This window comes from Streptomyces sp. NPDC057249 (assembly GCF_042669245.1).
GTDB lineage: Bacteria > Actinomycetota > Actinomycetes > Streptomycetales > Streptomycetaceae > Streptomyces.
This window is the reverse complement of sequence record NZ_JBHUXS010000006.1, coordinates 110,508-132,043: the sequence shown is the minus strand read 5'-3', so window position 1 is coordinate 132,043 and position 21,536 is coordinate 110,508. Positions and strand designations below refer to the sequence as shown.

Genomic DNA, 21,536 nt, shown 5'->3' with positions numbered 1-21,536 from the left:
TGGTCAGCCCTTCGAAGGAGCGAGGCGCTGCAGCTCCGCCTCGGTCGACTTGAGCAGGTCGTTCCAGGCCGTCTCGAACTTCTCGACGCCCTCGTCCTCCAGCACCTGCACGACGTCGTCGTAGTCGACGCCGAGCTTCTTGATGGTGTCGAGGTCGGCACGGGCCTGGTCGTACGCACCGGCGACGGTGTTGCCGATGATCTCTCCGTGGTCCGCCACCGCGTCCAGAGTCGCCTCCGGCATGGTGTTGACCGTGTTCGGCGCGACCAGGTCCACGACGTACAGGGTGTCCTTGAGGGCCGGGTCCTTCACGCCGGTCGAGGCCCACAGCGGACGCTGCTTGTTGGCGTGCGCCTTGTCCAGGGCGGCCCAGCGCTCACCGGCGAAGACCTCCTCGTACGCCTCGTAGGCGAGACGGGCGTTGGCCAGGGCTGACGTGCCCTTCGCGGCCTTGGCCTCGTCGCCGCCGATGGCGTCCAGGCGCTTGTCGATCTCGGTGTCCACGCGGGACACGAAGAAGGACGCCACCGAGTGGATCTTGGAGAGGTCCAGGCCCGCGGCCTTCGCCTTCTCCAGGCCCGCCAGGTAGGCGTCCATGACCGCGCGGTAGCGCTCCAGCGAGAAGATCAGCGTGACGTTGACGCTGATGCCCCGGCCGATCGTCTCGGTGATCGCGGGCAGGCCCGCCTTGGTCGCCGGGATCTTGATCAGCGTGTTCGGGCGGTCCACCAGCCAGGCCAGCTGCTTGGCCTCGGCGACCGTGGCCGTCGTGTCGTGCGCCAGGCGCGGGTCGACCTCGATGGAGACCCGGCCGTCCTGGCCCTCGGTCGCGTCGAAGACCGGGCGCAGGATGTCGGCCGCGTCCCGGACGTCCGCGGTGGTGATCATGCGGATCGCCTCCTCGACGGTCACCTTGCGGGCCGCGAGGTCGGTGAGCTGCTGGTCGTAGCCGTCGCCCTGCGAGATGGCCTTCTGGAAGATCGACGGGTTGGTCGTGACCCCCACGACGTGGCTCTGGTCGATCAGCTCGGCGAGGTTGCCCGAGGTGATCCGCTTGCGCGAGAGGTCGTCGAGCCAGATCGCCACGCCCTCGTCGGAGAGGCGCTTGAGTGCGTCTGTCATGAGAAATGCATCTCCTACTAGTCGTATACCGGTCAGCGCGTGGCGGCGGCGAGGGATTCCCGGGCGGCGGCGGCGACGTTCTCGCCGGTGAAGCCGAACTCCCGGAACAGGACCTTCGCGTCCGCCGAAGCGCCGAAGTGCTCCAGCGAGACGATCCGGCCGGCGTCTCCCACGTACCGGTACCAGGTCAGGGCGATGCCCGCCTCGACGGCCACGCGTGCCTTGACCGACGGCGGCAGCACGCCGTCCTTGTAACCCTGTTCCTGCTCCTCGAACCACTCGACACACGGCATCGACACCACACGGGTCGGAATTCCGGCCGCCTGGAGCTCCTCGCGCGCCTCGACGGCGAGCTGGACCTCGGAGCCCGTACCGATCAGCACGACCTGCGGCTCGCCGCCCTCGGCCTCGAAGAGCACGTAGCCGCCCTTGGCCGCGTCCTCGTTCGCCTCGTACGTCGGCACGCCCTGACGGGTCAGCGCCAGACCGTGCGGGGCGCCCTCGCCGAACACCTTGGTGTGGCGGCGCAGGATCTCGCGCCAGGCGATGGCGGTCTCGTTCGCGTCGGCCGGGCGCACGACGTTGAGGCCCGGGATGGCGCGCAGCGAGGCCAGGTGCTCGACCGGCTGGTGGGTCGGGCCGTCCTCGCCCAGGCCGATCGAGTCGTGCGTCCACACGTAGGTCACCGGCAGGTGCATCAGCGCGGACAGGCGCACGGCGTTGCGCATGTAGTCGGAGAACACCAGGAAGGTGCCGCCGTAGATGCGGGTGTTGCCGTGCAGCGCGATGCCGTTCATGGCGGCGGCCATGGCGTGCTCGCGGATGCCGAAGTGGATCGTGCGGCCGTACGGGTCGGCCTCCGGCAGGGGGTTGCCCGCGGGGAGGAACGACGACGTCTTGTCGATCGTGGTGTTGTTCGAACCGGCCAGGTCGGCGGAGCCGCCCCACAGCTCGGGGATGATCCCGCCGAGCGCCTGGAGCACCTTGCCGGACGCGGCGCGGGTGGCGACGCCCTTCCCGGTCTCGAAGACCGGGAGGCTGTCCTCCCAGCCCTTGGGCAGCTCGCCCGCGGCGATCCGGTCGAAGTCGGCGGCGCGCTCGGGGTTGGCGGCGCGCCAGGCGTCGAAGCCCTGCTGCCACTCGGCCTTCGCCTCGCGGCCCCGGTCCAGGGCGCGGCGGGTGTGCGCGATGACCTCGTCGGCGACCTCGAAGGACTTCTCCGGGTCGAAGCCGAGGACCTTCTTGGTCGCGGCGACCTCGTCGTCGCCGAGCGCGGAGCCGTGCGAGGCCTCGGTGTTCTGGGCGTGCGGGGCGGGCCAGGCGATGATCGAGCGGGCCGCGATGAACGACGGGCGCTCGGTCTCGGCCTTGGCGGCCAGCAGCGCGCGGTAGAGGCCCTCGGGGTCCAGGTCGCCGTTGGGCAGCTGGTCGACGCGCTGGACGTGCCAGCCGTACGCCTCGTAGCGCTTGACGGTGTCCTCGGAGACCGCGGTCTCCGTGTCGCCCTCGATGGAGATGTGGTTGTCGTCCCACAGCAGGACCAGGTTGCCCAGCTTCTGGTGGCCGGCCAGCGAGGACGCCTCGGCCGAGATGCCCTCCTGGAGGCAGCCGTCACCGGCGACGACCCACACCATGTGGTCGAACGGGGAGGTGCCGGGGGCCGCCTCCGGGTCGAACAGACCGCGCTCGTAGCGGGCGGCCATGGCCATGCCCACGGCGTTGGCGACGCCCTGGCCCAGCGGCCCGGTCGTCGTCTCGACGCCGGTGGTGTGGCCGTACTCCGGGTGCCCCGGGGTCTTGGAGCCCCAGGTGCGGAACGACTTCAGGTCGTCCAGCTCCAGGCCGTAGCCGGCCAGGTAGAGCTGGATGTACAGGGTCAGGCTGCTGTGGCCCGCCGAGAGCACGAACCGGTCGCGGCCGGTCCAGTCCGCGTCCGCCGGGTCGTGCCGCATCACCTTCTGGAAGATGGTGTACGCGGCGGGAGCCAGGCTCATCGCCGTGCCCGGGTGGCCGTTTCCGACTTTCTGTACGGCGTCCGCGGCGAGGACGCGGACGGTGTCCACGGCCCGCTGGTCCAATTCGGTCCACTGGAGGTCTGTGGTGGTCGGCTTGGTGCTCACCCTGAGTCAGGGCTCCTCTCCAACTGTTGTAGACCGGTGACTGTGACCGCACCGGATGCTGTCGAGCCTACCCCCGTCCGTGCCCGTGTTTTCCGGCTCCTACCAGGGTGCGGGCGGCCCGCGGAATCCGCCTCCCGTATGAGCGGAAGGGCTCACCGATGGGCTTCTCCGATGAGCGCGGAGAGCCACTCCTGGGCGCTCCGAAGAGCGGTCCCGAGCGCGGTTGCGGGGGTGCCGGATGTGCCCCGGCCCACCCCCGCGCCGACCGCTCCGACAGGTGTGCGTCACTCGTGCGTACGAGGCACCTCGCGCCCGTCCTCGCGGTGCCGCCGGGATCGCCCTCCGCGCCACATCAACACGACCCCACCCCCGCGAAGGGCGGCCTGTCCCCAACGTCTACAGTGGTCGGGTTCGCGCAAGTCTTCACTGGGCCCTCACGCCCGGAGCTTGCTGGGATTTCTCTGTCAGGGGTGTGCGTGACGGCCGTCGAGTCCCGACCCGCAGGGGTCGCCTTGACTCCGAGCCCAGGGGGCCAACGCCCGTTCGGGGCCCGTGTCAAGGCATTCGTGGCACTGACCAAGCCTCGGATCATCGAGCTGTTGCTGATCACCACTGTTCCGGTGATGTTCCTGGCCGCTCAGGGTGTACCCGACCTGTGGCTCGTGCTCACTACCACCATCGGCGGCTATCTGTCCGCCGGCGGTGCCAATGCACTGAACATGTACATCGACCGCGACATCGACGCGCTGATGGACCGCACGTCGCAGCGCCCGCTGGTCACCGGCATGGTGAGCCCGCGCGGGTGCCTGGCCTTCGGCATCACCCTCGCGGTGGTCTCGACGGTCTGGTTCGGGCTGCTGGTCAACTGGCTGTCGGCGGCGCTGTCGCTCGGCGCCCTGCTCTTCTACGTCGTGATCTACACGATGCTGCTCAAGCGCCGCACCTCGCAGAACATCGTCTGGGGCGGCATCGCGGGCTGCATGCCGGTCCTCATCGGCTGGTCCGCCGTGACGAACGAGATGTCCTGGGCCGCGGTCATCCTCTTCGCCGTCATCTTCTTCTGGACGCCGCCGCACTACTGGCCGCTGTCGATGAAGGTCAAGGATGACTACGCGCGCGTCGGCGTCCCGATGCTCCCGGTCATCGCGTCCAACCGGGTGGTCGCCCGCCAGATCGTCGCCTACAGCTGGGTGATGGTCGCCGTGTCGCTGCTCCTCACCCCGCTGGGCTACACCGGCTGGTTCTACACGGCCGTGGCGCTCCTCACCGGCGGCTTCTGGCTCTGGGAGGCGCACGCGCTGCTCAGCCGGGCCAAGGCCGGGGTGACGGGCGCGAAGCTCAAGGAGATGCGGCTCTTCCACTGGTCGATCACCTATGTGTCGCTGCTCTTCGTGGCCGTGGCGGTGGACCCCTTCCTGCGGTAGGACCCCTGCTCCGTCCGACGGGCGGGGAGCGTGGCACAAGCCACGCTCCCCGCCCGTCGCCGGTTGATCTACCCGCCGGTAGCATCCTGTCCATGGCAGAGACGGCAGAAGCTGGGACCCAGCAGGTGGACGGCAGGCGGGCGGCGCGCGCGGAGCGCAGGGCGGCCCGGCTGGCCAAGCAGATCGGCGCCTTCGCGAAGGCGCACGGCGGTGCCGAGGGACAGGTCGCCTACCTCGGGCAGATGGGCGCCCGCATCGTCCTGGTGGGCGAGGACGGCGACTGGGGCGATCTGGTCGCCCCCTCGTACGAGGTCGCCGAGAGCGCCGCGCGGAAGTCCGGGATCACGCTCCACGAGTCCTTCGACGGCGAGTTCGCGGCGAAGGTGCGCACGGGCCCGTACGAGTGGAGCCGGATGGCCGGCATCCAGGTCGGCGGCCCGTCCAACGCGGCCTGACACGGAAACGGACCGGGGCTCCCGCTCCAACGGCGTAGCGCCGCGGAGCGGGAGCCCCGGTCCGTTCGTGTGTGCGCCCGCCTCAGCCGGCCGCGGCGGGCTCCGCCTGCTCGACCGCCGACTCGGGCACCCCGGCGACGGCAACCGGCCGCTCCCGCAGCGACAGCAGTACGCGGACGACCCCGATCCACACCAGGCACGAGCCGAACATGTGCACGCCGACCAGGATCTCCGGCACGTCGGTGAAGTACTGCACATAGCCCACGATCCCCTGGGCCATCAGGATCAGGAACAGCTCCCGGGTCCGGCGCAGCGGCCCGATCGGCGCGTCCACGGCCTTCAGGACGAACCAGAGCGCCACCGTCAGCGCCACCACGACCCAGGCCAGGTCCGCGTGCAGCTGGGCGACCATCTTCCAGTCGACCGGAATGCGGTGCACGTCGCTGGAGTCGCCCGCGTGCCGCCCGGCGCCCGTGACCACCGTGCCCACGGCGACCAGCAGCCCCGCCGCCACGGCCAGCAGCCAGGCCAGCTGCGCGACCGCCTTGCCGACCAGCGGGCGCGGCGCCTCGTCGCCCTCACGGAGCCGCTGCCAGGTCAGCAGGGCGACCGTGAGCAGCGCGGTGGTGAGCAGGAAGTGCGCGGCGACGGTGTACGGATTGAGGCCGACGAGCACGACGATGCCGCCGAGCACCGCGTTGCCCATCACGATCCAGAACTGGACCCAGCCGAGCCGCGTGACGCCGCGCCGCCAGGGCTTCGCGGAGCGGGCGGCGATGATCGCCCAGCCGACGGCCGCGCACAGCACGTACGTGAGCATCCGGTTGCCGAACTCGATGGCGCCGTGGAAGCCCATCGCGCTCGTCGCCGTCAGGCTCTCGTCGGTGCACTTCGGCCAGGTCGGGCAGCCGAGGCCGGAGCCGGTCAGCCGGACGGCGCCGCCGGTCACGACGATGAGGACGGCCATCACGATGGCGGACATGGCCGCGCGGCGCACCGTACGCGGCTCGGGCGTCCAGCGTTCGGCGATGTACAGCAGCGGGTTGCGCAGGGCTTGAGCGACTTCGGCTCGGGTCAGCTTGGGCACGCGCACCATGGTAGGACGCCGCTTGTGCAAGCTTTCACGAGGGACCCCGCCCTGACCGGCGCGACGCCCCCTGGGGGGACGAGTTGGCGGAAAGCGCGACGGAACGCGTTCGCCGGCTCACTCCCAGCGGAAGAACCGGGCCGCCGCGCCGAGCCCCAGCACCGTCCAGGCCGCCAGGATGCCCAGGTCGCCCCACGGCGTCCCGGAGCCGTGCTGGAGGACGTCCCGCAGCCCGTCCGAGAGGGCCGCGATCGGCAGCAGCCCCAGCACCGACTGCACCGCGTCCGGGAACTTCTCCAGGGGCACGATCACCCCGCCGCCCACCAGGAGGAGCAGGAAGACCAGGTTGGCCGCGGCGAGCGTCGCCTCCGCCTTGAGGGTGCCGGCCATCAGCAGCCCGAGCCCCGAGAAGGCGGCGGTCCCCAGGACCAGGAGCAGCAGTACCGCGAGCGGGTTGCCGTGCGGCGACCAGCCCAGCGCGAAGGCGATCACCGTCAGCAGGACCACCTGGAGCACCTCGGTGACCAGCACGGACAGGGTCTTCGCGGTCATCAGCGCCCAGCGGGGCAGCGGGGAGGCGCCGAGCCGCTTCAGCACCCCGTAGCGCCGCTCGAAGCCGGTGGCGATGGCCTGGCCGGTGAACGCGGTCGACATCACGGCCAGCGCCAGCACGCCGGGGGTGAGGAAGTCGACCGGCTCGCCCGCGCCGGTGTCCACGATGTCCACGGAGCTGAAGAGCACCAGCAGCAGCGTCGGGATGACCACGGTCAGCAGCAGCTGCTCGCCGTTGCGCAGCAGCATCCGGGTCTCCAGCGCGGTCTGCGCGGCGATCATGCGCGGCAGCGGGGCGGCGCCCGGCCGGGGGGTGTACGTACCGGCGCTCATGCGCGCAGCTCCTTGCCGGTCAGTTCGAGGAAGACGTCCTCCAGGGTGTGGCGCTCGACGGAGATGCCGGAGGGCATCACGCCGTGCTGCGCGCACCAGGAGGTGACGGTGGCCAGCAGCTGCGGGTCGATGTCGCCGGTGATGCGGTACGTGCCGGAGCTCAGCTCGTCCGCCCGCGTGCCGTCGGGCAGCGCCTTGAGCAGCGAGCCGAGGTCGAGCCCGGGGCGGCCGGTGAAGCGCAGGGTGTTCTCGGCGCCGCCCCGGCACAGGGCCTCGGGCGAGCCCTGGGCGACGATCCGGCCGGCGTCGATGACGGCGACCTCGTCGGCCAGCTCCTCGGCCTCGTCCATGAAGTGGGTGGTGAGCACCACGCCGACGCCGTCGGCGCGCAGCTCCCGGACCAGGTCCCAGGTGGAGCGGCGGGCCTGCGGGTCGAGGCCGGCGGTGGGCTCGTCCAGAAAGACCAGCTCGGGCCGGCCGACCACCGCCATGGCCAGCGCGAGCCGCTGCTGCTGGCCGCCGGACAGCCTGCGGTAGGGGGTCCGGCCGCAGGAGCCGAGGCCGAGGCGTTCGATCAGGGCGTCGACGTCGAGCGGGTGGGCGTGCAGCTTGGCCGTGTGGCGGAGCATCTCGTCGGCGCGGGCGCCGGAGTAGATGCCGCCCGACTGGAGCATCACGCCGATCCGGGGGCGCAGCCGCGCGGCGTCGGCGACGGGGTCGAGGCCGAGGACCCGGACGGTCCCGCCGTCGGGGCGGCGGTAGCCCTCGCAGGTCTCGATGGTGGTGGTCTTGCCGGCGCCGTTGGGGCCGAGCACGGCGGTGACCGCGCCGGCCGGGATCTCCAGATCGAGGCCGTCCACCGCGGTCCTGTCGCCGTACCGCTTCACCAGGCCGCTGATCCGGACGGCCGGGCGGGGCTCGCTGTTCATGGCGAATGAGTCTAGGCAGCCGCCGGCCGCCTCCCGGCCCCGGGGCTCGATTAGGTGACCCTAAGTGATGGAGAGCACCGTTGATCGTTTCGGACCGTGGTTGTCACGGCCGGAGGAATTACGCAACAATGGCGTTGTGAAATACACGGGCGAGGCTCCCCAGGAGGAACTCGCGACCGGTGAGCGCTCGACGCGCAACCGCGTCGCGCGGTCCATCCTGGACCACGGCCCGTCCACCGTCGCCGAGCTGGCGAAGCGCCTGGGGCTCACCCAGGCCGCCGTCCGCCGCCATCTCGACGCGCTCGCCTGCGACGGTGTGGTCGAGGCCCGCGAGAAGCGGGTGTACGGGGCGCGGGCCCGTGGCCGCCCGGCCAAGGTCTTCGCCCTCACCGACTGCGGCCGGGACGCCTTCGACCAGTCCTACGACACGCTGGCCGCGGACGCTCTGCGCTGGATCGCCGAGACCGCGGGCGACGAAGCGGTCATGGCGTTCGCCCGGGCCAGGACCGCCGCGCAGTCGGCGGCGTACCGCGCGGCGATCGAGGCCGCGGACCCCGAGTCCCGTACGGAGGCGCTGGCCAAGGCGCTCTCCGCCGACGGGTACGCTGCTACGGCGCGCAGCGCGCCGGGCCCGCAGCAGGGTGAGCAGCTGTGCCAGCACCACTGCCCGGTCGCGCACGTCGCCGAGCAGTACCCGCAGCTGTGCGAGGCGGAGACGGAGATCTTCTCCAGCCTCCTGGGGACCCATGTGCAGCGTCTGGCCACCATCGCCCACGGCGACGGGGTGTGCACGACGTACATTCCGCGCAGCGGACACCCCACCCCACAGACCACCGATTCAGCATCTGCAAGCACGGCCGGGAGGAACCCCGCATGACGCTCCCCACGGAGACTGCCCACCCTGAGCTCGAAGGGCTGGGCACGTACGAATTCGGCTGGGCCGACTCCGACGCGGCAGGCGCGGCGGCCAAGCGCGGCCTCTCCGAGGCTGTCGTCCGCGACATCTCGGAGAAGAAGAACGAGCCGGACTGGATGCTGAAGCTGCGGCTCAAGGGCCTCCGGCTCTTCGACAAGAAGCCGATGCCGAACTGGGGCTCGGACCTGTCGGGCATCGACTTCGACAACATCAAGTACTTCGTCCGCTCGACGGAGAAGCAGGCGGCCTCCTGGGACGACCTGCCCGAGGACATCAAGAACACGTACGACAAGCTCGGCATCCCGGAGGCGGAGAAGCAGCGCCTCGTCGCCGGTGTCGCCGCGCAGTACGAGTCCGAGGTCGTCTACCACCAGATCCGTGAGGACCTGGAGGAGCAGGGCGTCATCTTCGTCGACACCGACACCGCGCTGAAGGAGCACGAGGAGCTCTTCAAGGAGTACTTCGGCACCGTCATCCCGGTCGGCGACAACAAGTTCGCGTCGCTGAACACGGCCGTGTGGTCCGGCGGCTCGTTCATCTACGTGCCCAAGGGCGTCCACGTGGACATCCCGCTCCAGGCGTACTTCCGTATCAACACGGAGAACATGGGCCAGTTCGAGCGGACGCTGATCATCGTCGACGAGGACGCCTACGTCCACTACGTCGAGGGCTGCACGGCCCCGATCTACTCCTCCGACTCGCTGCACTCCGCGGTGGTCGAGATCATCGTGAAGAAGGGCGGCCGCTGCCGCTACACGACGATCCAGAACTGGTCGAACAACGTCTACAACCTGGTCACCAAGCGCGCCGTGGCCTACGAGGGCGCGACCATGGAGTGGGTCGACGGCAACATCGGCTCCAAGGTCACCATGAAGTACCCGGCCGTCTACCTGATGGGCGAGCACGCCAAGGGCGAGACCCTGTCCATCGCCTTCGCGGGCGAGGGCCAGCACCAGGACGCCGGCGCCAAGATGGTCCACATGGCCCCGAACACCTCGTCCAACATCGTCTCCAAGTCGGTGGCGCGAGGCGGCGGCCGCACCTCCTACCGCGGTCTGATCGAGATCGGCGAGGGCGCGCCGGGCGCGAAGTCCAACGTCCTGTGCGACGCGCTGCTCGTGGACACGATCTCCCGGTCCGACACCTACCCGTACGTGGACGTCCGCGAGGACGACGTGTCGATGGGCCACGAGGCGACCGTCTCCAAGGTCTCCGAGGACCAGCTCTTCTACCTGATGAGCCGCGGCATGACCGAGTTCGAGGCCATGGCGATGATCGTGCGCGGCTTCGTCGAGCCGATCGCGAAGGAGCTCCCGATGGAGTACGCCCTGGAGCTCAACCGGCTGATCGAGCTGCAGATGGAGGGTTCGGTCGGCTAGTACGCCGCCGAGGCCGGCCCCCGAGTCCCCCGACACCTGTCCGACCGAGAAAGTGAGCACTACGACAGCCATGGCTGAGGCTCAGAACATCCCTGCGGGGTCCACCACCGCCGGTTCCATCGCGGTGGCCGCGGAGTCGACCGTCGCCACCCGCATGAGCGCGCCCCCGTCCTTCGACGTCGCGGACTTCCCCGTCCCGCACGGCCGCGAGGAGGAGTGGCGGTTCACCCCGCTGGAGCGGCTGCGCGGCCTGCACGACGGCACCGCCACCGCCACCGGCAGCGGTGTGAAGGTCGCCATCGAGGCCCCCGAGGGCGTCGTGGTCGAGACCGTCGGCCGCGACGACGCCCGGCTGGGCAAGGCCGGCAAGCCGGTCGACCGGGTGGCCGCGCAGGCGTACACGTCCTTCGAGCAGGCCCACGTCGTCACGGTGCCCAAGGAGGCCGTGCTGACCGAGCCGATCCGGATCGCCGTGCACGGCGAGGGCGGTGTCGCCTACGGCCACCAGGTCGTGGAGCTGGGCGCCTTCGCCGAGGCCGTCGTCGTCATCGACCACACCGGTGACGCGGTGCTCGCGGCCAACGTCGACTACGTCCTGGGCGACGGCGCCAAGCTGACCGTGGTCTCCGTGCAGGACTGGGACGAGCGCGCGGTCCACGTCGGCCAGCACAACGCGCTGGTCGGCCGGGACGCCTCGTTCAAGTCCGTCGTCGTCACCTTCGGCGGCGACGTGGTCCGGCTGCACCCCCGGGTCGCGTACGCGGGCACCGGCGGCGAGGCCGAGCTGTTCGGCCTGTACTTCACCGACAAGGGCCAGCACCAGGAGCACCGCCTCCTGGTCGACCACAACACCCCGCACTGCAAGTCCAACGTGGCCTACAAGGGCGCCCTCCAGGGCGACGAGGCGCACGCGGTGTGGATCGGCGACGTGCTCATCCAGGCCGCCGCCGAGGGCACCGACACCTACGAGATGAACCGCAACCTGGTCCTCACGGACGGCGCGCGGGTCGACTCCGTGCCGAACCTGGAGATCGAGACCGGCGAGATCGTCGGCGCCGGCCACGCCTCCGCGACCGGCCGCTTCGACGACGAGCAGCTGTTCTACCTCCAGTCCCGCGGCATCCCCGCCGAGGAGGCCCGCCGCCTCGTCGTGCGCGGCTTCTTCGCCGAGCTGGTCCAGCAGATCGGTCTGCCGGACGTCGAGGCCCGGCTGCTCGACAAGATCGAGGCCGAGCTGGAGGCGTCGGTCTGATGGCCTTCGTCAAAGCCTGTGCGCTGAGTGAGCTGGAGGACGACACCCCCAAGCGGGTGGAGCTCGACGGCACGCCGGTCTCCGTCGTCCGCACCGAGGGCGAGGTGTTCGCGATCAACGACATCTGCTCGCACGCGAACGTCTCGCTGTCCGAGGGCGAGGTCGAGGACTGCTCGATCGAGTGCTGGCTGCACGGATCGAGCTTCGACCTGCGCACCGGCAAGCCGTCCGGCCTTCCCGCGACGCGCCCCGTCCCCGTATACCCCGTCAAGATCGAAGGGGACGATGTGCTCGTCTCCGTCACCCAGGAGTCCTGAGTCACCCATGGCAACGCTTGAAATCCGCGACCTGCACGTCTCCGTCGAGGCCGACAACGCCACGAAGGAGATCCTCAAGGGCGTCGACCTGACCGTGAAGCAGGGCGAGACCCACGCCATCATGGGCCCCAACGGGTCCGGCAAGTCCACCCTCGCGTACTCCCTCGCAGGCCACCCCAAGTACACGATCACCAGCGGCACGGTGACCCTGGACGGCGAGGACGTCCTGGAGATGTCGGTGGACGAGCGGGCCCGCGCCGGCCTGTTCCTCGCCATGCAGTACCCGGTCGAGATCCCCGGGGTCTCGGTCTCCAACTTCCTGCGTACCTCCGCCACCGCCGTCCGCGGCGAGGCCCCCAAGCTGCGTACCTGGGTCAAGGAGGTCAAGGAGACGATGGCCCAGCTCCAGATGGACCCGGCCTTCGCCGAGCGCAACGTCAACGAGGGCTTCTCCGGCGGTGAGAAGAAGCGCCACGAGATCCTTCAGCTGGAGCTCCTCAAGCCGAAGGTCGCCATCCTGGACGAGACCGACTCCGGCCTGGACGTCGACGCCCTGCGCATCGTCTCCGAGGGCGTCAACCGGGTCCGCGAGACCGGCGAGGTCGGCACCCTGCTGATCACGCACTACACCCGGATTCTCCGTTACATCAAGCCCGACTTCGTGCACGTGTTCGCCAACGGCCGGATCGCCGAGTCCGGCGGCGCCGAGCTCGCCGACAAGCTGGAGAACGAGGGCTACGAGGCGTACGTGAAGGGTGGCGCTGCCGCGTGACATATCTGCCGGGCCTCCTCGACACCGAGGCGATCCGCAAGGACTTCCCCCTCCTGGACCGCACGGTCCACGACGGCAAGAAGGTCGTGTACCTGGACAGCGCGGCGACCTCGCAGAAGCCGCGCCAGGTCCTCGACGCCCTCAACGAGTACTACGAGCGGCACAACGCCAACGTGCACCGCGGGGTGTACACGATCGCGGAGGAGGCCACGGCGCTGTACGAGGGCGCCCGTGACAAGGTCGCCGCCTTCATCAACGCGCCCAGCCGCGACGAGGTCATCTTCACGAAGAACGCCTCGGAGTCGCTGAACCTCGTGGCCAACATGCTCGGCTGGGCCGACGAGCCCTACCGGGTCGACCACGAGACCGAGATCGTCACCACGGAGATGGAGCACCACTCCAACATCGTCCCCTGGCAGCTGCTCTCGCAGCGCACGGGCGCGAAGCTGAAGTGGTTCGGCATCACCGACGACGGCCGGCTCGACCTGTCCAACATCGACGAGATCATCACCGAGAAGACGAAGATCGTCTCCTTCACGCTGGTCTCGAACATCATGGGCACGCACAACCCGGTCGAGCAGATCGTCCGCCGCGCCCAGGAGGTCGGTGCGCTCGTCTGCGTCGACGCCTCCCAGGCGGCCCCGCACATGGTGCTCGACGTGCAGGCGCTCCAGGCCGACTTCGTGGCCTTCACCGGTCACAAGATGGTCGGCCCGACCGGCATCGGCGTGCTCTGGGGACGGCAGGAACTCCTGGAGGACCTGCCGCCGTTCCTGGGCGGCGGCGAGATGATCGAGACCGTGTCGATGCACTCCTCGACCTACGCCCCCGCGCCGCACAAGTTCGAGGCCGGTACGCCCCCGATCGCCCAGGCCGTCGGCCTCGGCGCGGCCGTGGACTACCTCTCGACGATCGGCATGGAGAACATCCACCGCCATGAGCAGGCCATCACCGGCTACGCGGTGAAGCGCCTCCTCGAAGTGCCGGACCTGCGGATCATCGGTCCGGCCAGCGCGGAGGACCGCGGCGCGACGATCTCCTTCACGCTCGGCGACATCCATCCCCACGACGTGGGGCAGGTCCTGGACGAACAGGGCATCGCGGTCCGGGTCGGCCACCACTGCGCCCGCCCGGTCTGCCTGCGGTACGGAATTCCTGCGACGACGCGAGCGTCGTTCTATCTGTACTCCACGCCCGCCGAGGTCGACGCCCTGGTGGACGGCCTGGAACACGTCCGGAATTTTTTCGCCTAGACGCGGCTGGGGATTGACTCGTGAAGCTGGATTCCATGTACCAGGAAGTGATCCTGGACCACTACAAGCACCCCCACGGGCGCGGTCTGCGGGACGGCGACGCCGAGGTGCACCACGTCAATCCGACGTGTGGTGACGAGATCACGCTGCGGGTGCGGTACGACGGCGAGACCATCGCCGACGTGAGTTACGAGGGCCAGGGCTGCTCCATCAGCCAGGCCAGCGCGTCCGTGCTGAACGAGCTGCTGGTCGGCAAGGAACTGGGCGAGGCGCAGAAGATCCAGGCCGCGTTCCTGGAACTGATGCAGTCGAAGGGGCAGCTGGAGCCCGACGACGCGATGGAGGAGGTGCTGGAGGACGCGGTCGCGTTCGCCGGTGTCTCCAAGTACCCGGCCCGGGTGAAATGTGCGCTGCTGAGCTGGATGGCGTGGAAGGACGCGACGGCGCAGGCGCTGTCCGAAGGGAAGACCGCATGAGCGACAACGAGACCGTGACGACCAAGCCGGCCTCCGAGGAGGAGGTCCGCGAAGCGCTGTACGACGTGGTCGACCCCGAGCTGGGCATCGACGTCGTCAACCTGGGGCTGATCTACGGCATCCACATCGACGACGCCAACATCGCCACCCTCGACATGACCCTGACGTCCGCGGCCTGTCCGCTGACCGATGTCATCGAGGACCAGGCGAAGTCCGCGACGGACGGCATCGTCAACGAGCTCCGGATCAACTGGGTCTGGATGCCGCCGTGGGGCCCGGACAAGATCACGGACGACGGGCGCGAGCAGCTGCGCGCGCTCGGCTTCAACGTCTGAGCCTTCGCGCACGGCCCGTACGGCCCCGTACGACGGAAACGGCCCCGGCATCCGCCGGGGCCGTTCCGGCGTTGTCGCCGTGGGGGGTGCCGGGCAGACTGTGCCCATGGCTCTTCGCTTCCACCAGCTCGCCGTCGATGCCCACGATCTGCCCGCCCAGGCGCGCTTCTGGTGTGCCGCCCTGGACTGGCGGGTGCTCTACGAGGACGCGGACGAGATCGTCATCGGGGCCGACGAGGCCGCGCTGCCCGGCATCTGCTTCCTGCCCGTGCCCGAGGACAAGGCGGTCAAGAACCGGCTGCACATCGACCTCTCACCGGACGACCAGGCCGCCGAGGTCGAGCGGCTGATCGGGCTCGGTGCCCGGCGCGTCGAGGTCGGCCAGCCGTCGGACGTGACATGGGTGGTGCTGGCCGACCCGGAGGGCAACGAGTTCTGCGTCCTGCGCCCGAAGAAGACGCTCACCGACTGAGGCCGGGGCGCCGGGGCCGCTACGCGGGGTGCCGCGGCGGTACGGCGGCGGCCTCGGCGAGGACGGGCGCCAGGTCCTCGGTGCGGATGCGCCGGTCCACGTAGAGCAGCCCGGTCACCAGCGGCGGGAACACCGCGACGATCAGCTGGCTCACCAGCTGCCCGAGCACCCCGACGACCAGGTAGCCGCCGAGTGCCGTGAGGATCGCGGCCGGGTGCGTGTTCTCGTCGAGGGCCGAGCCGCCCAGCGCGCCCGTGAACATGCCGAGGAAGGTGAACGGCAGCTGGATGATGTAGCTCGCCGCCGCGGCGATCATGCCCGCGAGCAGCGTCATTCCGCAGGTCCGCCACCAGTGGCCGCGCACCAGCAGGGCCGAGCGGCGCATCGAGGCCACGGGCCCCTGGTTCTCGAACACGGCGGCCGAGGGGGCGAGCGACAGCCGCACCCAGAGCCAGAGGGCCAGCGGGACGAAGGCCAGGAAGCAGACCGCGCCCACGACGATCAGGGCCACCGCGCCCCCGCCGCCGTCCGTGGCGACCGCGGCGATGATGCCCCCGGTGAGCGCGGCCATCGCCAGGACCATCGGCACCATGGTGATCAGCCCGGTCAGCAGGGCCGCGCCGACCACCGCGGGCGTCCGTGCCCAGGCCCGCCGCCAGATCGCGGAGAACGTCGTCGGCCGGCCCAGCACCGCTTCCTGGAGGACCGCCGGCACCGCCGCGTAGACCACGGCCGAGGCGATCACCAGCGCGAGGAAGCCGAGCAGTACGACCACGCCGAACGCGACGATCACCGGTACCACGTCCCCCGAGGCGGCGCTCTCGCCCTCGTCCAGCTCGAAGAGCCGGTCCAGGTGGTCCGAGACCGCCGAGTACGCGACGGCGACCGCCGCGGCCACCAGCACCAGCGCCCCGCCGTACAGTGCCGCGCCCACCGCGAAGAGCTGCTTGCCGTAGCGGCCCAGCGTCGAGAACGCGCCGTTGAATATGTCCCCCAGCCTCAACGGGCCCAGGGGTATGACCCCCGGCTTCGGCGGCGTCCAGCCACCACCCCAGCCGCCCCACCCTGCGTCCTGCGCCACTGCCACTCCGTCTGTCTGTTCGATCATGTACCGGACGGACCACGGTAGCGCCCCTGGTCCCCGGTGACTCCGCCCGTGCGCGGGCAGCCGTTGCGTACACTCGTACACATGGGATACGGACTGCTCGCCGCGGCCATCGCCGCGGAGGTGGCGGGGACGACCGCCATGAAGTACAGCGAGGGATTCACCCGGCTGTGGCCCTCACTGATCACCGTCGCCGGCTATCTGCTGGCCTTCTCCCTGCTCGCCCAGACCCTCAAGACCCTGTCCGTCGGCACCGCCTACGCGATCTGGGCGGGCGTCGGAACGGCGGCCGTGGCCCTCATCGGGATGTTCTTCCTGGGGGAGTCCGCCAGTCCGCTCAAGGCGCTCGGCGTCGTGCTGGTCATCGCCGGTGTGGTGGTGCTCAACCTGGGCGGGGCGCACTGATGGCGCGGCGGTACGACCCCGAGCGGCGGGACCGGATCATCGACGCGGCGATCCAGGTGGTCGGCGAGCGGGGCATCGCCGGGCTGAGCCACCGCTCCGTCGCCGCCGAGGCCGATGTGCCGCTGGGTTCGACCACCTACCACTTCGCCTCGCTGGAGGAACTGCTGATCGCCGCCCTGCGCCGGACCAACGAGAACTTCGCCGCCGTCCTGCGCGAGAGCCCTGCCCTCGCCGACCCGGACGCCGACCTCGCCGCCGAACTCGCCCGGCTGCTCGGCGAGTTCTTCGCGGGCGGCCGGGGCCGGGCCGAGCTGGAGTACGAGCTGTATCTCGCCGCCGTGCGCAGGCCCGCGCTGCGCCCGGTCGCCGCCGAGTGGACCGACGGCGTGACCGCCCTGCTCCGCCCCCGCACCGACCCGGCCACCGCGCGCGCCCTCGTCGCCCTGATGGACGGCATCTGCATCCAGGTGCTCCTCACGGGCGGTGCGTACGACGAGGCGTACGCACGGGAGATGCTGGGGCGGGTCGCGGGCTGAGGAGGCGGAAGCCCGTCAGCGCCGGGGCAGCCCGGCGAACCAGCGGACGATGCGCGGGGTGGCCGCGACGTTCGACCCCAGGTGGCGCGAGCCGTGGTAGTCGGCCGCGCCGAGGTCCGTGACCGGGGCGTGCACCCCGTTCCCGGCCAGCACCGCGCGGCAGATTTCCGTGTTCGCGGTCGCCGCCTGCTCGTCGCCGGACGCCATGTAGAGGCGCACCGGCGCGCGCGGCGCCCAGTCCGAGCAGACCGCGTCCGTGGTCCGCAGCGCCTCGGCCAGGGCGCCCGTCGGGTGCGCGAGCAGGGCGCGGCCGTGCCCGGTCAGCAGCTCGTCCAGCGCCCCCGGAGTGCCCGCCATCAGCTCCTGGCCGGTGTGCGCACCGTCGAAGAGGGCCTCCACCGTGCCGGCGTACGGCTCCCGGAACACCTCGGCCGGGTCCGCGTAGACGGCGTGCAGACGGTTGAAGGCGACCAGGGCGTACGCGGCGTAGAGCACGCTCGACTTGGCGTCCAGCTCGCCCGCGAGGAGCGCGCGCAACTCCGCGCCGCCGAAGTCGTACGCCCCGCTGACCGGTGCCAGCGCGCCGAGCCGGAACCAGTGGTCCTCGCCCGCCTGGAGCGCCCGGCCGAGCCCGAGGGCCGCTGACGCGCCCTGGGAGAAGCCGGTGACCATGACCTCGCGGTCCAGGACGTGCCCGGTGCGGGGCGCGAAGGCGCGGGCGGCCCGGAGCATGTCCAGGGACGCGGTGGTCTCGGAGCCGATGTCCATCCAGGGGTGGAGGCCGGGCCCGGCGCCCATGCCGAGGTAGTCGGGCGCCACCGCGAAGGACCCGGCCGAGGCGTGCGCGATCACCGGGGCGGAGACGAAGGCGGCGCGCTGGGCGGAGGGCGCGTCGTCCTTGTGGCTGCCGGTGCCGTGGGCGAAGGAGACGGCGCGCAGCCGGGGCGCGCCGCGCAGGGGTACGGCGACGAGTCCGCTCGCCGTGGTGGGCCGGCCGTGCGCGTCGACGGTCCGGTAGACCAGCCGGTGGGCGGCGACGCCGTACCGGACGGTGTCCGTGTCGAACCCGGCCGCGGTCAGGTCGGCGGAGACCGCCTGCGGGGTGGCCAGGGTGTACAGCCTCTCGGCGGAGATCAGCGTGCCCCGGCCGGCCGCCGCGGCGGGTGCGGTGGCGTGGGCGGGCGAGGCGGGTGCCGGCGCCGCCAGGGCGGCCGGGCCGCTCAGCAGCAGCCCGCAGCAGGCGGCGGCCGCGATGGTGCGCGGGAGCACGCGGGAGCGGCGGGCGGGGAAAGCGGGCGAGGGGGCGGGTGCGGTCATGGGCCTCTCCGACTCAGGTGTGTTCTCGGGCACTTGAGCCTTTCGCGGCCCGGTGCCCGCGCGCATTGACGGGAGCCCTCGGCCTTGTCGGGGGCTGTCCCCCACACGGGTCAGCGGCTGTCCGCACCCCCGGCCGCCGCCGGCGCCGCTTCCAGAGCCTGTACGCGGGCGCCCCGATCAGCGGCCGGGTCCCGGCCCGGCCGCTGGGCGGCGCCCTGTACACCGCCGCGCCGCCCGGACGCTGGGACGGGTTCGCCCGCGCGGCCCCGGTGCGGTTAGGTTTCTGGTCATGACCGACACGACTTCCCCCCGTACCACCGGCGCCGTCGCCGCCGGCCTCGCCACCGTCGCCGGCGACGGTGCCGTTCTCGACACCTGGTTCCCCGCCCCCGAGCTCACCGCCGAGCCCGGCCCCGCCGGAACCGAGCGGCTCGGCCCCGACCAGGCCGTCAACCTGCTCGGCGAGGGCGCCGCCAAGGCCATCGGCGTCGACGCCCGTCGCGGGGTCGAGGTCGTCGCCGTGCGCACGGTCATCGCCTCGCTGGACGACAAGCCGCTCGACGCCCACGACGTCTACCTGCGCCTGCACCTGCTCTCGCACCGCCTGGTGCAGCCGCACGGGCAGAACCTGGACGGCATCTTCGGCCACCTCGCCAACGTCGCCTGGACCTCCCTCGGCCCGGTCGCCGTGGACGACCTGGAGAAGGTGCGGCTCAACGCCCGCGCCGAGGGCCTGCACCTCCAGGTCACCTCCGTCGACAAGTTCCCGCGCATGACGGACTACGTGGCGCCGAAGGGCGTGCGGATCGCCGACGCCGACCGGGTGCGCCTCGGCGCGCACCTCGCCTCCGGCACGACCGTGATGCACGAGGGCTTCGTCAACTTCAACGCCGGCACGCTCGGCACGTCCATGGTCGAGGGCCGCATCTCCGCCGGTGTCGTCATCGGTGACGGCTCGGACATCGGCGGCGGCGCCTCCACCATGGGCACGCTCTCCGGCGGCGGCAAGGAGCGCATCGTGATCGGCGAGCGCTGCCTGGTCGGCGCGGAGGCCGGGGTCGGCATCGCGCTCGGCGACGAGTGCGTCGTCGAGGCCGGGCTGTACGTCACCGCCGGTACGCGCGTCACCATGCCGGACGGCCAGGTGGTCAAGGCCCGCGAGCTCTCCGGCGCCTCGAACATCCTCTTCCGCCGCAACTCGGTCACCGGCGCCGTCGAGGCCCGCCCGAACAACGCGGTCTGGGACGGCCTCAACGACGTCCTGCACAGCAACGACTAGGACGTGTCCGGGCTCGGACCGTGTGCGGTCCGCCCGCTGTCCCGGAGTGACGATCGGGGGCAGCGGGCGGCGGCGGCCGTCCGCGCGCGGGAGCAACTTCCCTCTCCAGCACTCCTGTTGAAGCCGTGAGCACGCGTTATCTCCATGGCCTTCGACGTAGGGGCGATGCATCATGGAGTCATGGTGACGGTCCCTCGGTGGCGCTTCCGTGAACACGGCCGGGACGTGCTGGCTGCCGCCCTCTACGGGGGCAGGCGCCGAGCCCGTGCACGCGTTGACCGGTGGTGGGCGGCCGGCGGAGCCCGCCGTGACGACGTCTGGCGGGACGCGTGGTCCCTGCTGTCGGAGGCGAACTGGTTCGGCGACGGCAAGCGGCTGGAGGGGGTCGCTCCGGTGCTGGACTTCCTGCTTGAGGCCGACCCCACTTCCCCTTACCGGCCGCGAGTCCGGCTGACCGCCTGTCTGCCGCAGACCGCCGCCGACCTGCCGGACGGCGAATACGCGGGAGGCATGGATCTTCAGCAGCTGGTCGAGGACGCCCTGAGGTCACCCGACCTCGCATTGCGCCAACGGTTGGCCGACCTGCTGTCCGTCACCGACCAGCCCTGTCTGCTGGGCGCTCTGGAAGCCGCTTTCCGGCTGCGGGTGCGCCCGGGGGCAGTTCGTTCCCGGGCGGCACCGCCCGGCCATGAGACCTGGTGCGGCCTGTGGCGTGGGGGCGAGCCGGATGCGCTCCTGCAGATCGTCTGTGCCAATCCGAACCTGCCTCGGCCTCCCGCCCGGCCCGGCGACATCGACCTGGTCCTGCTCGCGCTCTTGAAGAACCGGGCCGATCTGCTGCCGGCATTCCAACAGGACGCTCTCGCACTGCGGCTGCTGGAGTATCTCGGCACGTGGCTGCCGGAAGAGCTGCACGAGCGGTGTCGCCGTGCGTTGCGTGACCTGTCGGCCCAAGGAGGCACCACGGCGGTGTGCCGGCAGGCTCTGCTCGGAGACTCCGAGGCCATCGCCGCGACCCGCGACGCCGGGTTCCGGCCGGCCAGCGCCGCCTGGGCGCCCGTGTTCTTCCTGCTCACTCGGCAGTTCGCGGCCTATCGAGAAGCCGATCCGGACGGGCGGCTCCTCCAGCTGTTGTGCTCCACCCCGGACTCGATGCTCACGGACGACGTCGTCATCGGCCGGATTCTGGCGCTTCTGGACTCGGACCTGCCGGACGACGTGGCCGCGGCCGTACGGCGGTCCCTGCGCGATCTCGCTCCCTTGGACCCCCTTTCCGTCGAAGGCGCCAGACGCCAGGACATGCGAGGGGCCGTCCTGGCCCGCGCGATCGCCCTGGAGCCGGAGGCGGTCGCGGCCGTGGTCGACGCGGGCTACCTGCCCGAGGACGACGACCAGAAGCTGCTTCTTCCGCTGCTCTTCCTCACCGAGCAGTTCGAGCCGTACGACCGCGAAGACCCGGACGGCACACGGCTGCGCGCCGTCCTCGCCGAGGAGCGTCATCGGTACGAGCGCGCACACTTCCGGACTGTCGCACAGCGGGCCGGACGCCCGGATCCCTGGCCGCCCGAAAAGCCGTCGCCGCCGAGGGACCGGACGTCGACCCAGGGGCTCGGTAGCTGGCCGACCAGCTTCGGCATCGGCGGCCACTTCTGAACGGGGGGTCCGGCATCGGCACCTCCTCCCGGTCGTGGCCCCGGCAT

At 71.1% G+C, this 21,536-nt stretch carries 22 protein-coding genes; 15 read left to right on the top strand and 7 right to left on the bottom strand.

What is annotated here, in order from left to right; genetic code table 11:
• Window positions 1–3: 3 nt before the first annotated feature.
• Together tal and tkt are read right to left on the bottom strand one after the other, a co-directional pair.
• Complete coding sequence (gene tal, locus ACFUJY_RS13445) at window positions 4–1,122, bottom strand: transaldolase (RefSeq protein ID WP_383298268.1); 1,119 nt, start codon at window positions 1,120–1,122, stop codon at window positions 4–6.
• A 32-nt stretch (window positions 1,123–1,154) separates the two neighbouring features.
• Window positions 1,155–3,242 carry a transketolase gene (tkt, locus tag ACFUJY_RS13440; protein WP_383298267.1) on the bottom strand — a complete coding sequence of 696 codons (2,088 nt, stop codon included), beginning with the start codon at window positions 3,240–3,242 and terminating at the stop codon, window positions 1,155–1,157.
• A gap of 476 nt (window positions 3,243–3,718) precedes the next feature.
• Here tkt and ACFUJY_RS13435 point away from each other — a divergent pair, with 476 nt between their 5' ends.
• A complete protein-coding gene (locus tag ACFUJY_RS13435; protein ID WP_383298266.1) occupies window positions 3,719–4,666 on the top strand; it encodes a heme o synthase in 948 nt (315 codons plus the stop codon).
• Between the two features lie 92 nt (window positions 4,667–4,758).
• Entirely contained in the window at window positions 4,759–5,121 is a 363-nt protein-coding gene (locus ACFUJY_RS13430) for a hypothetical protein (protein ID WP_383298264.1), read from the top strand.
• A gap of 82 nt (window positions 5,122–5,203) precedes the next feature.
• Here the strand turns inward: ACFUJY_RS13430 and ACFUJY_RS13425 are convergent, their stop codons facing one another.
• The 3 genes from ACFUJY_RS13425 to ACFUJY_RS13415 form a co-directional block, all read right to left on the bottom strand.
• Window positions 5,204–6,217, bottom strand: a complete 1,014-nt coding sequence (locus ACFUJY_RS13425) for a heme A synthase (protein WP_383298262.1) — start codon at window positions 6,215–6,217, stop codon at window positions 5,204–5,206.
• Window positions 6,218–6,325: 108 nt separating this feature from the next.
• Window positions 6,326–7,093 (bottom strand): ABC transporter permease, encoded by a 768-nt coding sequence (locus tag ACFUJY_RS13420; RefSeq protein WP_383298261.1) that lies wholly within the window; start codon window positions 7,091–7,093, stop codon window positions 6,326–6,328.
• On the bottom strand, window positions 7,090–8,022 hold the full coding sequence (locus tag ACFUJY_RS13415; protein WP_383298260.1) for an ABC transporter ATP-binding protein: 933 nt from the start codon (window positions 8,020–8,022) through the stop codon (window positions 7,090–7,092). Before ACFUJY_RS13415 ends, ACFUJY_RS13420 begins: the two co-directional genes overlap by 4 nt.
• A 136-nt stretch (window positions 8,023–8,158) precedes the next feature.
• Here ACFUJY_RS13415 and ACFUJY_RS13410 point away from each other — a divergent pair, with 136 nt between their 5' ends.
• From ACFUJY_RS13410 to ACFUJY_RS13370, 9 genes are all read left to right on the top strand, one after another.
• On the top strand, window positions 8,159–8,899 hold the full coding sequence (locus ACFUJY_RS13410) for a helix-turn-helix transcriptional regulator (protein ID WP_383298258.1): 741 nt from the start codon (window positions 8,159–8,161) through the stop codon (window positions 8,897–8,899).
• Window positions 8,896–10,317: a Fe-S cluster assembly protein SufB gene (sufB, locus tag ACFUJY_RS13405; protein WP_164637326.1), complete on the top strand. Its 1,422-nt coding sequence runs from the start codon at window positions 8,896–8,898 to the stop codon at window positions 10,315–10,317. Before ACFUJY_RS13410 ends, sufB begins: the two co-directional genes overlap by 4 nt.
• A 70-nt stretch (window positions 10,318–10,387) precedes the next feature.
• Complete coding sequence (gene sufD / locus ACFUJY_RS13400; RefSeq protein WP_383298255.1) at window positions 10,388–11,569, top strand: Fe-S cluster assembly protein SufD; 1,182 nt, start codon at window positions 10,388–10,390, stop codon at window positions 11,567–11,569.
• Window positions 11,569–11,886, top strand: a complete 318-nt coding sequence (locus ACFUJY_RS13395) for a bifunctional 3-phenylpropionate/cinnamic acid dioxygenase ferredoxin subunit (RefSeq protein ID WP_018555702.1) — start codon at window positions 11,569–11,571, stop codon at window positions 11,884–11,886. The genes sufD and ACFUJY_RS13395 overlap by 1 nt, the downstream gene beginning before the upstream one ends.
• Before the next feature lie 7 nt (window positions 11,887–11,893).
• Window positions 11,894–12,658 carry a Fe-S cluster assembly ATPase SufC gene (sufC, locus tag ACFUJY_RS13390; RefSeq protein WP_073968339.1) on the top strand — a complete coding sequence of 255 codons (765 nt, stop codon included), beginning with the start codon at window positions 11,894–11,896 and terminating at the stop codon, window positions 12,656–12,658.
• Window positions 12,655–13,911 carry a cysteine desulfurase gene (locus ACFUJY_RS13385; RefSeq protein ID WP_383298253.1) on the top strand — a complete coding sequence of 419 codons (1,257 nt, stop codon included), beginning with the start codon at window positions 12,655–12,657 and terminating at the stop codon, window positions 13,909–13,911. Before sufC ends, ACFUJY_RS13385 begins: the two co-directional genes overlap by 4 nt.
• A 20-nt stretch (window positions 13,912–13,931) precedes the next feature.
• The gene (gene sufU / locus ACFUJY_RS13380) at window positions 13,932–14,387 is read left to right on the top strand and encodes a Fe-S cluster assembly sulfur transfer protein SufU (RefSeq protein WP_073968341.1); all 456 of its coding nucleotides are present in this window, start codon (window positions 13,932–13,934) and stop codon (window positions 14,385–14,387) included.
• Window positions 14,384–14,722: a metal-sulfur cluster assembly factor gene (locus tag ACFUJY_RS13375; protein ID WP_018104628.1), complete on the top strand. Its 339-nt coding sequence runs from the start codon at window positions 14,384–14,386 to the stop codon at window positions 14,720–14,722. The genes sufU and ACFUJY_RS13375 overlap by 4 nt, the downstream gene beginning before the upstream one ends.
• Before the next feature lie 106 nt (window positions 14,723–14,828).
• On the top strand, window positions 14,829–15,194 hold the full coding sequence (locus ACFUJY_RS13370) for a VOC family protein (RefSeq protein ID WP_383298251.1): 366 nt from the start codon (window positions 14,829–14,831) through the stop codon (window positions 15,192–15,194).
• Window positions 15,195–15,213: 19 nt separating this feature from the next.
• Here ACFUJY_RS13370 and ACFUJY_RS13365 read toward each other — a convergent pair whose 3' ends face one another.
• Window positions 15,214–16,275, bottom strand: coding sequence for a hypothetical protein (locus tag ACFUJY_RS13365; protein WP_383298249.1), 1,062 nt, complete (start codon window positions 16,273–16,275; stop codon window positions 15,214–15,216).
• 108 nt (window positions 16,276–16,383) lie between these two features.
• Between ACFUJY_RS13365 and ACFUJY_RS13360 the strand changes: the two genes are divergently transcribed.
• Both ACFUJY_RS13360 and ACFUJY_RS13355 read left to right on the top strand, forming a co-directional pair.
• The gene (locus tag ACFUJY_RS13360; protein WP_143618885.1) at window positions 16,384–16,704 is read left to right on the top strand and encodes a multidrug efflux SMR transporter; all 321 of its coding nucleotides are present in this window, start codon (window positions 16,384–16,386) and stop codon (window positions 16,702–16,704) included.
• Complete coding sequence (locus ACFUJY_RS13355) at window positions 16,704–17,240, top strand: TetR/AcrR family transcriptional regulator (protein ID WP_383298246.1); 537 nt, start codon at window positions 16,704–16,706, stop codon at window positions 17,238–17,240. The genes ACFUJY_RS13360 and ACFUJY_RS13355 overlap by 1 nt, the downstream gene beginning before the upstream one ends.
• A gap of 15 nt (window positions 17,241–17,255) precedes the next feature.
• Here ACFUJY_RS13355 and ACFUJY_RS13350 read toward each other — a convergent pair whose 3' ends face one another.
• Complete coding sequence (locus tag ACFUJY_RS13350; RefSeq protein WP_383298245.1) at window positions 17,256–18,557, bottom strand: lipase; 1,302 nt, start codon at window positions 18,555–18,557, stop codon at window positions 17,256–17,258.
• 289 nt (window positions 18,558–18,846) lie between these two features.
• Here ACFUJY_RS13350 and dapD point away from each other — a divergent pair, with 289 nt between their 5' ends.
• Both dapD and ACFUJY_RS13340 read left to right on the top strand, forming a co-directional pair.
• A complete protein-coding gene (dapD, locus tag ACFUJY_RS13345) occupies window positions 18,847–19,836 on the top strand; it encodes a 2,3,4,5-tetrahydropyridine-2,6-dicarboxylate N-succinyltransferase (protein ID WP_383298243.1) in 990 nt (329 codons plus the stop codon).
• 393 nt (window positions 19,837–20,229) lie between these two features.
• Window positions 20,230–21,489, top strand: a complete 1,260-nt coding sequence (locus ACFUJY_RS13340) for a hypothetical protein (RefSeq protein WP_383298242.1) — start codon at window positions 20,230–20,232, stop codon at window positions 21,487–21,489.
• The last annotated feature ends 47 nt before the right edge of the window (window positions 21,490–21,536 follow it).

Bases quoted from the DNA above. Each gene is read 5' to 3' on its own strand.
- dapD (WP_383298243.1), top strand. From the start codon at position 18,847: ATGACCGACACGACTTCCCCCCGTACCACCGGCGCCGTCGCCGCCGGC.
- ACFUJY_RS13425 (WP_383298262.1), bottom strand. From the start codon at position 6,217: ATGGTGCGCGTGCCCAAGCTGACCCGAGCCGAAGTCGCTCAAGCCCTG.
- ACFUJY_RS13355 (WP_383298246.1), top strand. From the start codon at position 16,704: ATGGCGCGGCGGTACGACCCCGAGCGGCGGGACCGGATCATCGACGCG.
- ACFUJY_RS13375 (WP_018104628.1), top strand. From the start codon at position 14,384: ATGAGCGACAACGAGACCGTGACGACCAAGCCGGCCTCCGAGGAGGAG.
- tal (WP_383298268.1), bottom strand. From the start codon at position 1,122: ATGACAGACGCACTCAAGCGCCTCTCCGACGAGGGCGTGGCGATCTGG.
- ACFUJY_RS13430 (WP_383298264.1), top strand. From the start codon at position 4,759: ATGGCAGAGACGGCAGAAGCTGGGACCCAGCAGGTGGACGGCAGGCGG.
- ACFUJY_RS13395 (WP_018555702.1), top strand. From the start codon at position 11,569: ATGGCCTTCGTCAAAGCCTGTGCGCTGAGTGAGCTGGAGGACGACACC.
- ACFUJY_RS13415 (WP_383298260.1), bottom strand. From the start codon at position 8,022: ATGAACAGCGAGCCCCGCCCGGCCGTCCGGATCAGCGGCCTGGTGAAG.
- sufC (WP_073968339.1), top strand. From the start codon at position 11,894: ATGGCAACGCTTGAAATCCGCGACCTGCACGTCTCCGTCGAGGCCGAC.
- ACFUJY_RS13360 (WP_143618885.1), top strand. From the start codon at position 16,384: ATGGGATACGGACTGCTCGCCGCGGCCATCGCCGCGGAGGTGGCGGGG.
- sufB (WP_164637326.1), top strand. From the start codon at position 8,896: ATGACGCTCCCCACGGAGACTGCCCACCCTGAGCTCGAAGGGCTGGGC.
- ACFUJY_RS13420 (WP_383298261.1), bottom strand. From the start codon at position 7,093: ATGAGCGCCGGTACGTACACCCCCCGGCCGGGCGCCGCCCCGCTGCCG.
- sufD (WP_383298255.1), top strand. From the start codon at position 10,388: ATGGCTGAGGCTCAGAACATCCCTGCGGGGTCCACCACCGCCGGTTCC.
- ACFUJY_RS13370 (WP_383298251.1), top strand. From the start codon at position 14,829: ATGGCTCTTCGCTTCCACCAGCTCGCCGTCGATGCCCACGATCTGCCC.
- ACFUJY_RS13350 (WP_383298245.1), bottom strand. From the start codon at position 18,557: ATGACCGCACCCGCCCCCTCGCCCGCTTTCCCCGCCCGCCGCTCCCGC.